This window comes from Actinacidiphila glaucinigra (genome assembly GCF_900188405.1).
In the GTDB taxonomy this organism is placed as follows: Bacteria; Actinomycetota; Actinomycetes; order Streptomycetales; family Streptomycetaceae; genus Actinacidiphila; species Actinacidiphila glaucinigra.
The window spans coordinates 506,347-519,448 of sequence record NZ_FZOF01000003.1 but is presented as its reverse complement, the minus strand read 5'-3'; the positions used below and the strand labels follow the sequence as shown (position 1 = coordinate 519,448).

The window sequence follows — 13,102 nt, the reverse complement described above, 5'->3', positions numbered from 1 at the left end:
AGGCGGCGCGGATCGGGCGGGCGATGGTGGCGGCGTTGCGGGCGGCGCACGCGGCGGGGGTGCTGCACCGGGATGTGAAGCCGGGCAATGTGCTGTTGTCGGAGTCGGGTCGGGTGGTGCTGACGGATTTCGGGATCGCGCAGGCTTCGGGGACGTCGACGTTGACGCGGACGGGTGAGTTGATCGGGTCGATCGACTTTCTGGCTCCGGAGCGGTTGACCGGTGGTGTGCCGGGGCCGGGGGCGGATCTGTGGGCGTTGGGGGCGACGTTGTTCCAGGCGGTGGAGGGGCGTTCGCCGTTTCGTCGGGACACGGCGATCGAGACGGCGTACGCGATCGCGACGGACGAGGTGCCGGTGGCGGGTCGTGCGGGGGCTTTGGGGCCGGTGATCGCGGGGTTGCTGGTGCGGGAGCCGGAGGGTCGTCTGTCGGCGGAGGAGGCCGAGCGGTTGCTGCGGGCCGGTGTCGCCGAGACCGCGACCGAGAGCGTCCCCCGCGACAGCCTCGCGTCCCGGGGCGTGTCCGGCCCCGCCGCGCGGTCGCGGACCGGCGGTCCCGTGACCGCTCCCGTTCCCCTCTCAGCCCTCCACCCGCCGCGCGCCCGACGGCGCCGTACCTCGCTGTGGACCGCCGCCCTCCTGGTGCCCGTTCTCGCCGGCGGCGGTTACTGGGCGGTGCCGCTCCTCGGCGAGCAGCGCCACCGCGCGGCGGGTCCGTCCCCGTCCCCGTCCGGGGTGACCAGGCCGGACACGCCCGCCGCCTCCGCCTCGGCCGTGCCCTCCGTGTCGCCGACGCCCTCGTACACGCCGCCCCCGGTCCCCGACGGCTACCACCTCGCCGCGGAGCGGGACCGCGGCTTCTCCGTCCCGGTGCCCGACGGCTGGAAGCGCCAGGTGAGCGACGACGGGCGGCAGTTCGTCTACGTCGACCCGACGGGACTGGTGGGCCTGCGCGTCGCCGCGCTCGACTTCGCGGGACCCAGCCCGCTCCGGCACTTCGAGGACGTCGAGGCGCAGATGGTCCCGGAGCTGGAGGGCTACGAGCGGCTGCGGATGCAGAGCACCCGCTGGCGCGGGCGGCCCGCCGCGATATGGGAGTTCACCTTCAAGGGGACGGCCCGTGACTTCCGGGCCGTCGACCTCGGCTTCGGGCAGCCCGGCGAGCAGGAGTTCACGGTGTACCTCTCCGCTCCGTCGGACCGCTGGGGTTCCTACCGGGCGGTCTTCGACAACGCCGTCGCCGGGTTCCGGCCGGACGCACGCTGAGCCGTCACCCGTCGCGGGACCCGTCGTGCCCCGGGGCGACGCCGATGCGGTCCGCCGCGGACGGCACCGAGGGCACCGAGGGCACGGCGCCGTCCGCGGCGAGGACGCCCGGACGGCGATCGCGGCGGAGGTCCCCGGCGACGAGGGCGACCACGGCCGCCGATCCCACGAGTTCCAGCAGGTCCTGGGAGGTGTCCACCAGGGTCTGCGCCACCGCGCCCGCCGCGTACGCCCACAGCTCCGTGAACGCCGACGGCATCATGAACAGCGCCAGGCCCACGGAGAACCCGGACGCGAGGGGGCGACGCCGGGCGGCGAACAGCATCCCGGCCCCGCACAGCACCGTCAGGCAGGCCCACTGGTACGGGGCGGAGACGCCGAGGACCGCTCGCCCCGTGCCCTTGCCGACGAGCAGGTCGCCGAGCGTGCCGGGGCCCACCTGGAAGGCCGTCACCGCGTTCCTGCCGATGTAGAAGACGTTCAGCACCGCGAGGAGCAGCCCCGAGGCGGTGGCCGTGACCTTCACCGGGCGGGTCCCGCCGCCGGCCGTCGCCTCCGCGGCTGCGGCCTCGTACTCCATCCGCCGCGCCAGGAACAGCAGCGCCCCGAGGACGACGGCGAGTACCACCGCGAGGACGGCGGTGCCGCCGACGGCCTTCACCGAAGCGCCTTCGAGGGTGCCGAACCAGGGGTCGGAGGGGGAGTCGAGGAGGACGTACCAGACCGCGGGCAGGCGGAAACCGAGCGTCGCCGCGCACGAGGCGAGCAGCAGTCCGCCGGCGCCACGGGTCCGGTGCAGCGCCGCCAGGCCCGCCGCGAGCTGCAGTGCCGCCAGGCCCAGGTCGAGGGAGGTCGTCGCCGCCAGGCCGGGTGCGTCACCGGTCGTCCACACCGACCACGCGCCGGGCAGACCGCGAGCGGCGATGTCGTACAGCAGCCAGGACGCCGTCTGGACGAACAGCGCGAGGCTGCACACGGCCAGGGCGACGCGCACCCGGTGGATCGACACAGCCGGATTCATCGCGTGCTGTCCCCCTCGACATCAATCTGAACCAGGCGCCGATGCAAGCATTTTGAGGGAGCCTCAGGCAAGTTCTGGCGGTGATTCCCTCGAATTGGCACGCCTCTTCCATTCCGGGCACGGAATTTCCATTCCGGGAGGGCGGATGCCCGGGTTCCCGAACGTGCCGTCGGCCGCGGCGCCCGCTGTCGGGTGTGGACCGGTGATGATGGAATCCGGGTGCCGCCCTCGTCGTACGGGAGGGCCGGAGCTGGCACAGCCGTACTATTTCGGGGACATCGAATCGGTCATAATGTCGTGGGCCGCGCCTCGCCCCGACCGGGCCCGCGGGCGCGGGTCCGTGCGCCTCGAGCGCGGCGATCGCGGTCGTGGGCGAACCTGGCGGGCAATGAGGCCCGACTGATTCGTCGACCGCGATGGAACGTGGAATCTCATTCAGAATTTCGATGATCGACCGTGGGTGGTCCGCGTGGGACCCGATCCGGAACCGGATAACGTTGTCATCCGGATGGCGGAATCGGCGCGGACACCCGGCCGAGAGGGCGCGGGTGGAAGAACAGCGATTGGCGGAGACGGTGGACTGCGCGGAGCGGCGCGATGGTTCCATTGATTACCGCGCCGACATGAGCTTGACGGCCGAACAGGCCCAGACCTCCGAACGGCACTTCCTGGAATGGGAGCGCGGCCCGTTCTCGCACCTCATTCGCCTTTCCGTCCCGCATTTCGCCGTCACCCGCGGATTCCGCTTCGTCGCGAGCGGCCACCTCATCGACGGACTGCTCTCCGCCCAGGTCTACTGCGACTCACTGACCGGGGTGTCGGGGAACAACCTCGACCGCGACCCGATCGTCGCGGACCTGGTGACGTCGGGCTGGATCGAGTTCCAGGAGGGGAAGACGAGGCATTCCGTCGGGCCCGGGCAGATATGCATCCGCGACACGAAGGCCTCCTGGGAGTTCTCGTGCGCGCCGGCGACGACCGCGCACGTCATCTCGATCCCCCGGCATCTCGTGATCCCCAGGATCGGGTCGCCCAGGGCGCTCGGCCAGGCGTACGTGTCGGACGCCGAGGTTCCCGAGGTCCGCTTCTTCCTCAACTTCCTGGAGGCGATCAGAAGGAGCAGCGGCGAGCTGGAGGGGTCGGCGGCCGCGCGGAGGATGGCCCGCGACGCCTGCGCGACGCTGTTCTCCCGCATCATCTCCGAACGACCGGGTTCGGGGCTCGGCGACCATCCGCAGGCCGTCGTGGCCGCCGCCAGGAACGTCATCGAGCGGAACCTCGAGAGCGGCGACCTGTCGCCCCCGATGGTCGCCCGCAGCGTCGGGGTGTCCCTGCGCACGCTGCACCGCTGCTTCTCGGCGTCGAACGACTCCGTCATGTCGTTCGCCCGGCGGCGCCGTCTGCAGCAGGCGCACGACGAACTCGTGGCCCGCGGCAGCACGGCCGGGATGTCCGAGGTCGCGGCACGATGGCACTTCTCGGACGCCAGCCACTTCATCCGGCACTTCAAATCCGTGTACGGCGCCACACCGGCCGCCTACCTCAAGAACCAAAGGAAGGTCAGTTCCCCATGACCCGAGTGCACGACCCGCTGGGGCCGGTCGCAACCGCCTACGCCGATCTCGTGGAAGGCCTGGCGACGGTCGCCACCGGACGCACCCGAAGGGGTCGGGGCGACGCCGTGCTGGCCGTCTCCGGGGCGCCGGTCGCCTCGCTGAACGGCGTGTTCAGCCCCAGCCCCGAACCGCTCGCCGACGACATCGCCGCGCTGGCGGAGTCCGAGCGGTGGGAGGTCCCGTGGAGCATCCAGGTCCGCGGGGTGCCGGGACGCCGCGTCACGGAGGAGGCGGCACGGCACGGTCTGACCCGCCTCGACCGCAGTCCGCTCATGGTCAGGCACGCCGACCGGGGGATGCCCGCGGAACCGGCCGGCGACTCCGTCACGGTGCGCCCGGTGAGCCCCGCCGAACTCGGCCTGTACGCTGCGGTCATGGCGGAGGGGTTCGAGGTGCCGCACGAGGTGTTCGGGCTGTTCGCCGATCCGGCCATGGGCCGCCTGGACGGGGTCACGTACTACGTGGCGGAGGCGGACGGCGTCCCGGTCGGGACGGGCATGACGGCGGTGCGCGGCGATCTCAACGGCATCTTCAACGTCTCAACGCTCCCCGCCCACCGGCGTCGCGGCTACGGGAGGGCGGTCACCATGGAGCTGGTCCGCGCGGGTCATCTCGTCGGCGCCCCCACGGCGTACCTCTACGCGAGCGCGATGGGCGAGCCCGTGTACGCGTCGGCCGGCTTCCGTACCGAGGAGTACCTCTCGGTGTTCTCGGCCCCGGCGCAGGAGTGACGGACGGACGGGCGGGCCCGGCCGCGTCACTCCTGCGCCGGGGCGTCGGGCCCGCGCCGCGGTCGCAGTATCACCAGCGCGAGCAGGAAGGCCACGGCCAGGAGCGCCGCGCCGGTGCCGAAAGCGAGGCGGAAGCCGCCGGTGAGGGCGGAGGCGGTGTCGTGCCCGTCGGCGACGAGCGTGTGTGTGCGGGAGCCGGCGAGGGTGGACAGGACGGCGACGCCGAGGGCGCCGCCCACCTGCTGGGTGGTGGTGAACAGGCCCGAGGCGACGCCCGCGTCCTCCGGGCCCGCGCCTGACATGCCGAGCACGGTCAGGGCCGAGACGGCGAGGCCGAAGCCTGCCGCCAGCAGCATCGTGGGCAGCAGATCGGCGGCGTAGCCCGCGTGCACCGGCAGCCGGGTGAGCAGGCCGAGCGCGGCCACCAGCAGGGCGAGCCCGCAGAGCAGGACGCGGCGCTCGCCGAAGCGCGCGCCCAGCCGGGCGGAGAGCAGCAGCGAGACGGTGCCGATGCTCAGCGCGGCGGGCAGCATCGCCAGTCCCGTCGCGGCGGCACCGTAGCCCCGGACGTTCTGCAGGTAGAGCGCCATGAGGATCTGGAAGCCGAAGAGGGCCGAGACCATCAGCACCTGGACGAGGTTGGCCCCGGAGACCTCGCGCGAGCGGAACATGCGCAGTGGCAGCAGCGGGGACTCGGCTGTCGCCTGGCGGAGCACGAACGCCCCGAGGAGCGTCACGGCCAGGGCGGCGAGGACCAGGGTGCGCGTGGAGGCCCAGCCGTGGCCGCCCGTCTGGACGATCGTGTAGACGCCGGTCATCAGGCCGGTGGTGACCAGGAGCGCGCCGAGGGCGTCGGCGCCCCGGGCCGGGGGACGCGCCGGGTCGGGCTCCAGCACGCGGACGGCCAGGAGTACGGCCGCCAGCCCGATGGGCAGGTTGATGAAGAAGATCCAGTGCCAGCTGACGGCCTGGGTGAGGACCCCGCCGAGCACCTGGCCGATCGAGGCACCGGCGGCGCCGACGAAGCTGAACGCGCCGATGGCCCGGCCGCGTTCGCGGGGTTCGGGGAAGAGCGTGACGAGCAGGCCGAGACTGACGGCGGAGGTCATCGCGCCGCCGATGCCCTGGAGGAAACGGGCGCCGATGAGCATGGCCTGACCGGTGGCGACGCCGCAGAGGAGCGAGGCACCGGTGAAGACGGCCAGCCCGGCGACGAACATCCGCTTGCGCCCGAGAAGGTCGCCGAGTCGTCCGGACAGCAGGAGCAGCCCGCCGAAGGCGATCATGTACGCGTTGACGGTCCAGGTCAGGTCGGCGGGGGAGAAGTGCAGGTCGCGCTGGATGGCGGGGAGCGCCACGGTGACGATGCTGCCGTCCAGGATGATCATCAGCATCCCGGCGCACAGGACGGCGAGGGCCGGCCCGCGGGAGCGGCGGCCGGCGGCGGCCTGCGCGGTCGCCGCCGTGGACGAGAGCTGCGAGAGCTGTGAGTGCTGCGAGTGCTGCGGGCGTAAGGACATGGCGTCGTCTCCTGGTCGTCGCGGAACCAGGTAAGACGCTAGCAGATGGTTTTGTTGAGGACTATTTGTTTCGGCCCTTCTTTCTGGGTCCGGGCGGTGCGACCGGCGCTCCACGAGGGGCGAAGCCCTCGACGAGCGGGCGCGGGTCCAGGGCGCCCCTGGCGTGATCGATTCGTCTCCCGTTCAGGCGAGTTGGCCCTTCGATGGGGCGGAAGGCCCGCCGGTGGGCCATAGGATGGCGCGGTGCTGGTGAAGTGGATTCGCTGCGGAATCGTCGATCGCGCCGGATTCGAGCGTGGGCAGCGGAAATGGGCCAACGGGCTCATGGGGGAGCCGGGGTTCCGGGGGCAGGGCGGCGGCTGGAGCCGCAGCCAGCCGGGTGTCGCGCACCTCTTCGCGTTCTGGGAGGACCGCGACTACTACGACGCCTTCATGGCCGGCCCCCACGACCGCCTCGCGGCCGCCCAGGCCGGCACCTACGAGAGCCTGGGCGTCAAGCTCTTCGAGCACCGCCTCGACGTCAAGGTCGGCTTCCGGCCCCGATTCGCCGACAGCGACCTGCTGCGCCTGGCGCACTGCAAGGTGCGGCCGGACCGCGTCGAGCACTTCGTGCTCATGCAGGAGAAGGTCTGGAACCCCGCCATGGCCGGCTCCCCGGGCATGCTGCGCGGGGTCTTCGCGCAGGGACCCGAGTCCGACTTCCTGGTGCTGTCGATATGGGACTCGGCCTCCGAGCACGCCAAGTACCGGGACGGTTCCATCCTGCGACTGTCCGAACGGGCCGAACTCGACGCCGACGTGCTCACCGTCGCCGGTGACGTCGTCGACCTGGAACAGTCGTGGTCGATATGACGGCGCGGTGACCGGGGGCCTGCCCGGGAGCCGTCCGCCTCAGCCCGTCCCGCCCTGTGCGGGACGGGTGATCACCGAGAAGTACGCGCCGTGCGGATCGTCGAGCACGGCGACCCGTCCGACGTGCTCGAGGTCGAACGGCGGCACGGAGACGCTGCCCCCGAGCTCGGTGGCCCGCGCTGCGGCCGCGTCGGTGTCGGCGACGGAGAAGTAGTGCATCCAGTGCTGGGGTATCTCCTGCGGCCAGGCGTCGTTCATCAGCAGGATGCCGCCGAACTTCCGGCCCGTGCCCTCCACCTCGAGCTCGGTGTAGGAGCTGTCCCCGGCGAACGGGTGGGTCTCGCCCGTCCAGCCGAAGACGTTCCGGTAGAAGGCGTGGGAGCCTTCCACGTCCCGGGTGTTGAGTTCGATCCAGCACAGTGCGCCCGGCTCGTCGAGCAGGCCCGCGCCGCCGAACCTGCCCGGCTGCCACGCGGCGAACTCCGCCCCGTGCGGGTCCGTGAACTGCGCGAAGCTGCCCTGGTCGAAGACGGCCATCGGCGGCACGCACACCGATCCGCCGGCCGCCTCGACCGCCTTGGCGGTGTCCGTCACGTCGTTCGTGGCCATGTAGGTGATCCACCGCGGACGGTCGCCCTCGGCCATCACCGGGCCGACGGCCGCCACCTGCTCACCGCGCAGGCTGAAGAAGGTGTACCCGCCGGCCTCCGGAGGGCCCGCCTCGGAGTCCCAGCCGAACAGACCGCCGTAGAAGGCGCGGGAGGCCTCGATGTCGGGACTGCTGAGATCGGTCCAGCAGGGTGTGCCGGGGACGAACGACGTGGTCTTCATGGCGGCCTCCAACCGTGGCGCGCGAAGGCGCCCCCCTCTTCATGCTGAGTCTGACGTGCGCCACTGACAATCGGAGCGGGGGACGTCCGGCCTGTGGACGCGGCGGGCGCCCGCCGCGACCTCGCTCGCGCGCACGAATTACAGTGAGGCCATGGCCCGACCGCGTCGCATAGTGCTCATCAGGCACGGAGAGTCCCAGGGCAATGCCGACGACACGATCTACGAGCGGGTGCCCGACCACGCGCTGACCCTCACCGACAGAGGTGTGGAGCAGGCCCGCGCGGCCGGCCGGGAGCTGCGGGAGCTGTTCGGCGAGGAGCGGGTGCAGGCCTTCGTCTCGCCATATCGCCGGACGCATCAGACCTTCCACCTGCTCGGCCTCGAGCCCAGCCGTACCCGGGCCAAGGAGGAGCCCCGGCTGCGCGAGCAGGACTGGGGGAACTACCAGGACGCCGAGGACGTGCAGCGGCAGCGCAAGGCCAGGGACGCCTACGGTCACTTCTTCTACCGCTTCGCCCAGGGCGAGTCCGGGGCGGACGTCTACGACCGTGTCGGGTCCTTCCTGGAGACGCTCTACCGCGCCTTCGACAAGCCCGAGTTCCCGCCGAACGTGCTCCTCGTCACGCACGGGCTCACCATGCGGCTGTTCTGCATGCGGTGGTTCCACTGGACCGTCGACGAGTTCGAGTGCCTGTCGAACCCCGACAACGGCGAGACGCGGATGCTGCTCGCCGAGCCCGACGGCCGGTACCGGCTCGACCGGCCCTTCTCCCGCTGGCGGACCACCGACTCCGACCTGGCGCGATATCACGGGTGAGATTGCGCACAGGACGATTGACCCGGGTGGCACCGGATGTCAGAGTTCTCCCGCCATGACCGCTGACCCGCATGACCTTCCACGCCGCCGCGCACTGTCCAGCCTGCGCGGTCTCGCCCTGGGTGACGCCCTCGGCTCCCAGTTCTTCGTGCCGGCGCACTACCCGGCGCTGCAGGGCCGCACGCTGCCACCGGGAACCTGGCAGTGGACGGACGACACCGAGATGGCGTGCTCGGTCGTCGCGGTCCTGGACTCGCACGGCACGATCGACCAGGACGCCCTGGCCGCCTCCTTCGCGGCGCACCACGACTTCGACCGCGGCTACGGCCCCGGCGTGAACCGGATGCTGCGGCTGATCCGGCAGGAGGGCGCCGACTGGCGCACCCTCGCGGCCGAGATGTTCAACGGCCAGGGTTCCTGGGGCAACGGCGCCGCGATGCGCGTGGCGCCCCTGGGCGCCTGGTACGCGGGCGAGCCGGAGAAGGCCGCCGAGCAGGCCGAACTGTCGGCGTACACCACCCACCAGCACCGCGAGGCCGTCGTCGGCGCGATGGCCGTCGCGGCCGCCGCCGCGCTCGCCGCGGACCCGGCGGGCCCCGGTGCCCCCGCGGACCTCGTCACCCGCGTCGTGGCGCTGCTGCCGCGCAGCGCCGTGCACGCCGGACTGCGCCGCGCCGTGGACATGCTCGACTACGACGACGTCGCCACCGTCGCGGCCGTGCTCGGCAACGGCCGGCGCACCAGCGCCCACGACACCGTCCCCTTCGCCCTGTGGTCGGCCGCCCGGGGCCTCGGCGACTACGAGGGCGCCTTCTGGACGACCGCCCGCGCGGGCGGCGACGTGGACACCACCTGCGCCATCGTCGGCGGGATCATCGCCGCCGGGGCCGGCGGCGAGCCCCCGCGCGCGTGGCAGGAGCGCTGCGAGCCGCTGCCGGAATGGCTGCCCGGCCGCTGAGCCGCCCCCGCCGCCCCCGTCCATGGGCCCGGCAATCCTCCGCATTGTCACGGCCCTGTCACAGACTGGGCCGTCGGGCCCACGGCAGGCCCGCCCGGCCGGCCGGCGCGCCTAGCCTGTCGGCCACGCCGTCCGGCTGATCTTCGCCGGACGCGCAGTCGAGTACCGGTCCCGCGCGCAGCCCCCGGCCGCCGCACGACCGGCGGGGAGGGGTTCTCATGTCCGACACGCCGTCCGACGCCGCACCGGCGACGCAGGCGCCGGCACAAGCACATCCGCAGGCACATCCGCAGGCGCCGCCGCGGAAGCACGGTCCACCCGTCCACCCGGCAGCGCCGTATGCCCGTCCCTGGACGCCTCCGCCGCCGCCTCCACCGCCGGCGTGGGTGACCGCGAGCCGGCCGCGGACCCCGCGCACCGTGCGACCCGCCGTGCTGTGGACGGCGCTGCTCACCGGTGTGCTGACCGCGGCCCTGCTCCGCGGCGGCCTGGGGATCAACCTGCTGCTGGTCACCGTTCCCGCCGCCGTCGCGGCCGCGGTCGCCGCCCTCGACCACGGCCGGCGGCTCCGGCCCTGGTCGGCGGTCTGGGCGGTGGCAGGCCTGACGCTGCTGCTGATCCCGGCCCTGCGGGACGCGTGGTGGCCGTCGTTCCTGGCCGTCGTCGCGGCCGCCTTCCTGGGCTCGCTGGCCCTGCACGGCAGCCGCCGCTGGCCGGGCGTCCTCCTCGGCGGCGCGGGGCTGTGGTTCGCTCCGGTGCCCGCGATCGGCTGGGCGCTGCGCGGGCTGCGCGAGCGGGCCGGCCGTGACCGCAGCCGGCTGCTGCCGATGCTGAAGACCGTCGGCGTGACCGTCGTGCTCCTGGTCGTCTTCGGCGCGCTCTTCGCGGGGGCGGACGCGGCGTTCGCCGATCTGCTGGCCGACCTCATGCCCGACGTGACCGTCACCGACGCGCCGCTGCGCGTCCTGCTCCTCGTCGTCGGCACGCTGTTCGCGCTCTGCGCGGCGTGGACGGCGGCGGCGCCGCGCCGCTGGGACCGGATCGAGGTGAAGCCGGGGCGCGCCCGCCGGCGGGCCGAGTGGGCGCTGCCGCTGGTCGTCCTCGCCGCGCTGTTCGCCGCCTTCAACGCCGTCCAGCTCGCGGTGCTGTTCGGCGGTTACGAGAAGGTGCTCGCCAAGACCGGGCTGACCTACGCGGAGTACGCCCGGCAGGGCTTCTGGCAGTTGCTCGTCGTCACCCTGCTCACCGTGGTGGTGATCGGCCTCGCCCTGCGGTGGGCGCCGCGCGGCACCGACCGGGACGTGCTGCTCGTGCGCTCCGTCCTGGGCACGATCTGCGTGCTGACCCTGGTCGTGGTCGCCTCCGCGCTGCGCCGCATGGACCTGTACGTCGACGCGTACGGGCTGACCCGGCTGCGGATCTCGGTGGCGGGGGTGGAGCTGTGGCTCGGGCTGCTGATCGTCCTCATCATGGCGGCCGGGGTGTTCGGCGCGCGCCGGCTGCCGCGCGCGGTGGTGGTGAGCGCCGCGGCGTCCGTCCTCGCCTTCGGGCTGGTGTCGCCCGACGCGCTCATCGCCGACCAGCAGGTGAGCCGCTTCGAGAACACCGGCAAGATCGACCTGGCGTACCTGCGGAACCTCTCCGCGGACGCCGTCCCGGAGCTGGACCGGCTGCCGGAGCCGCAGCGCTCCTGCGCCCTGGAGAAGATCGTGGAGCACCTCTACGAGGACGGCACCGAGGCCTGGTACACCACCAGCCTGGGTGAGGTCCGGGCGCGGTCCCTGCTCGACGATCGCCCGCCGCGGAGCGACTACCGGCCGTGTGACGCGGCAGGTCTGGAGGGCTTCTACGACGAGTGGCGCGACCCCGTCCTCCCGTGACGCCAACGCCGTGTGCCGCCGTCCCGGCCTCCCCTCGGGCCGGGCGGCGGCGCCGGCGTCAGGCCGCGGGCGTGCCCGCGCTGCCGCTGAGCGCCTCCAGGTCGCTCTTGCGGACCCGGATCACGAACAACGCCGTGACCAGCGCCAGCGCGACCAGCCCCACGGCCGCGTAGAAGGCGGTCGAGATGCCGTGCGCCAGGACCTCGTGGCCCCATGGCGGCGGCAGTTCGTGGGTCCGCCGGAAGCCGGCCTGCTGCTCCGGCGTGGAGTGCGCGAGGAAGTCCGGGAGCAGACCGGTGGCCTTGTCGCGGCTCGCGGTGCCGAACACCGTCACCAGGATGGAGAGTCCGAGCGAGCCGCCCACCTGCTGCATCGCGTTGAGCAGCCCGGACGCGGCCCCCGCCTCGTGCTGGGCGACTCCGGAGACGGCCGTCAGGGTCAGCGTGACGAAGTTCAGGCCCATGCCGAAGCCGAAGAGCAGCATCGGGCCGAGGACACCGCCCACGTAGCTGCTGCCGGGGTCGATCAGGGTCAGCCACGCCATCCCGGAACCGGTCAGCGCGGAGCCGGCGACGAGGAACGGCTTCGGTCCCAGCACCGGCAGGAAGCGGGTCGACAGCCCGGCGCCGGTCACGATCGCAGCGGTGACCGGCAGGAAGGCGAAGCCCGCCGCGATGGGGCTGTAACCCAGCACGTTCTGCACGAAGATGACGATGAAGAAGAACATGCCGAACATGGCCGCGGCCAGGCTCAGCATCATCACATAGGTGCCCGAGCGGTTGCGGTCGGCGAACATCCGCAGCGGGGTGATGGGCTCCCTGGCCCGCCGCTCGATGACCACGAAGGCGCCGAGCAGCACGATCGCGGCGGCGAACGAGGGAAGGGTCAGGGCGTCCCGCCATCCGGAGTGGGCGGCGCGGATGAAGCCGTAGACGAGCGAGGCCATGCCGAGCGTCGAGGTGACGGCTCCGGCGATGTCGAACCGCCCCGGGTGGCGCTGCGACTCGCTGATGAAGCGCGGCGCCAGGAAGGCGATCAGCAGGCCGATGGGCACGTTGACGAAGAACACCCAGCGCCAGTCGAGCCAGTCGGTGAGCATGCCGCCCGCCAGCAGACCCACGGCGCCGCCGCCCGCGGACACCGCGGCGAACACGCCGAAGGCCCGGTTGCGTGCCGGGCCCTCGGGGAAGTTGGTGGTGATGAGCGCGAGCGAGGTCGGTGAGGCTATCGCGCCGCCGACGCCTTGCAGGGAGCGCGCGGCGAGCAGTTGCCACGGCTCCTGGGCGAAGCCCCCCAGCAGCGAGGCGAGGGAGAACAGCAGGATGCCGAAGACGAACACCCTGCGCCGTCCCAGGATGTCGCCCGCGCGCCCGCCGAGCAGCAGCAGCCCGCCGAAGGTGAGCGTGTAGGCGTTGAGCACCCAGGACAGGTCGGTGGTGGAGAAGGAGAGCGCGTCCTGGATGTGCGGGAGCGCGATGTTCACAATGGTGGCGTCCAGCACGACCATGAGCTGGCAGGCCGCGATCACCGCGAGTGCGATGCCCGGCCTGCCGTCGCGTCGCGCGGCTCCGGGCTTTTGTGGTGAGGTGAGTTGTCCGGTCGTCACGAGGT

At 72.6% G+C, this 13,102-nt stretch carries 11 protein-coding genes; 7 read left to right on the top strand and 4 right to left on the bottom strand.

Annotated elements, in window-relative coordinates; translation table 11 throughout:
* Positions 1-1,265, top strand: a 1,265-nt coding sequence (locus tag CHF15_RS08980) for a protein kinase domain-containing protein (protein ID WP_143681540.1), incomplete at its 5' end; no start/stop codon positions are given.
* Between the two features lie 4 nt (positions 1,266-1,269).
* Here the strand turns inward: CHF15_RS08980 and CHF15_RS08975 are convergent.
* A complete protein-coding gene (locus CHF15_RS08975) occupies positions 1,270-2,286 on the bottom strand; it encodes a hypothetical protein (RefSeq protein ID WP_245938734.1) in 1,017 nt (338 codons plus the stop codon).
* A 623-nt stretch (positions 2,287-2,909) separates the two neighbouring features.
* Between CHF15_RS08975 and CHF15_RS08970 the strand changes: the two genes are divergently transcribed.
* The gene (locus tag CHF15_RS08970) at positions 2,910-3,860 is read left to right on the top strand and encodes a helix-turn-helix transcriptional regulator (RefSeq protein ID WP_245938733.1); all 951 of its coding nucleotides are present in this window, start codon (positions 2,910-2,912) and stop codon (positions 3,858-3,860) included.
* Positions 3,857-4,633: a GNAT family N-acetyltransferase gene (locus tag CHF15_RS08965; RefSeq protein WP_089223102.1), complete on the top strand. Its 777-nt coding sequence runs from the start codon at positions 3,857-3,859 to the stop codon at positions 4,631-4,633. Before CHF15_RS08970 ends, CHF15_RS08965 begins: the two co-directional genes overlap by 4 nt.
* A gap of 26 nt (positions 4,634-4,659) precedes the next feature.
* Here CHF15_RS08965 and CHF15_RS08960 read toward each other — a convergent pair whose 3' ends face one another.
* Positions 4,660-6,153: a DHA2 family efflux MFS transporter permease subunit gene (locus tag CHF15_RS08960; RefSeq protein WP_265737391.1), complete on the bottom strand. Its 1,494-nt coding sequence runs from the start codon at positions 6,151-6,153 to the stop codon at positions 4,660-4,662.
* Between the two features lie 243 nt (positions 6,154-6,396).
* Here CHF15_RS08960 and CHF15_RS08955 point away from each other — a divergent pair, with 243 nt between their 5' ends.
* Positions 6,397-7,005 carry a YdbC family protein gene (locus CHF15_RS08955; RefSeq protein ID WP_026251519.1) on the top strand — a complete coding sequence of 203 codons (609 nt, stop codon included), beginning with the start codon at positions 6,397-6,399 and terminating at the stop codon, positions 7,003-7,005.
* A 39-nt stretch (positions 7,006-7,044) separates the two neighbouring features.
* On the opposite strand, the gene CHF15_RS08950 is transcribed toward CHF15_RS08955, so the two are convergent.
* Positions 7,045-7,836, bottom strand: coding sequence for a VOC family protein (locus tag CHF15_RS08950; protein ID WP_089223141.1), 792 nt, complete (start codon positions 7,834-7,836; stop codon positions 7,045-7,047).
* A gap of 151 nt (positions 7,837-7,987) precedes the next feature.
* On the opposite strand from CHF15_RS08950, the gene CHF15_RS08945 reads away from it, so the two are divergent.
* The 3 genes from CHF15_RS08945 (at position 7,988) to CHF15_RS08935 (ending at position 11,491) form a co-directional block, all read left to right on the top strand.
* A complete protein-coding gene (locus CHF15_RS08945) occupies positions 7,988-8,653 on the top strand; it encodes a phosphoglycerate mutase family protein (RefSeq protein WP_089223101.1) in 666 nt (221 codons plus the stop codon).
* Between the two features lie 55 nt (positions 8,654-8,708).
* Complete coding sequence (locus CHF15_RS08940; RefSeq protein WP_089223100.1) at positions 8,709-9,611, top strand: ADP-ribosylglycohydrolase family protein; 903 nt, start codon at positions 8,709-8,711, stop codon at positions 9,609-9,611.
* Between the two features lie 419 nt (positions 9,612-10,030).
* Positions 10,031-11,491, top strand: a complete 1,461-nt coding sequence (locus CHF15_RS08935; protein ID WP_322975672.1) for a DUF4153 domain-containing protein — start codon at positions 10,031-10,033, stop codon at positions 11,489-11,491.
* 58 nt (positions 11,492-11,549) lie between these two features.
* Here CHF15_RS08935 and CHF15_RS08930 read toward each other — a convergent pair whose 3' ends face one another.
* On the bottom strand, positions 11,550-13,097 hold the full coding sequence (locus tag CHF15_RS08930) for an MFS transporter (RefSeq protein ID WP_089223098.1): 1,548 nt from the start codon (positions 13,095-13,097) through the stop codon (positions 11,550-11,552).
* Positions 13,098-13,102: the final 5 nt, after the last annotated feature.

Excerpts from the sequence above, each read along its gene's own strand:
- CHF15_RS08975 (WP_245938734.1), bottom strand. The coding sequence starts at position 2,286 with ATGAATCCGGCTGTGTCGATCCACCGGGTGCGCGTCGCCCTGGCCGTG.
- CHF15_RS08970 (WP_245938733.1), top strand. The coding sequence starts at position 2,910 with ATGAGCTTGACGGCCGAACAGGCCCAGACCTCCGAACGGCACTTCCTG.
- CHF15_RS08965 (WP_089223102.1), top strand. The coding sequence starts at position 3,857 with ATGACCCGAGTGCACGACCCGCTGGGGCCGGTCGCAACCGCCTACGCC.
- CHF15_RS08960 (WP_265737391.1), bottom strand. The coding sequence starts at position 6,153 with ATGTCCTTACGCCCGCAGCACTCGCAGCACTCACAGCTCTCGCAGCTC.
- CHF15_RS08950 (WP_089223141.1), bottom strand. The coding sequence starts at position 7,836 with ATGAAGACCACGTCGTTCGTCCCCGGCACACCCTGCTGGACCGATCTC.
- CHF15_RS08945 (WP_089223101.1), top strand. The coding sequence starts at position 7,988 with ATGGCCCGACCGCGTCGCATAGTGCTCATCAGGCACGGAGAGTCCCAG.
- CHF15_RS08940 (WP_089223100.1), top strand. The coding sequence starts at position 8,709 with ATGACCGCTGACCCGCATGACCTTCCACGCCGCCGCGCACTGTCCAGC.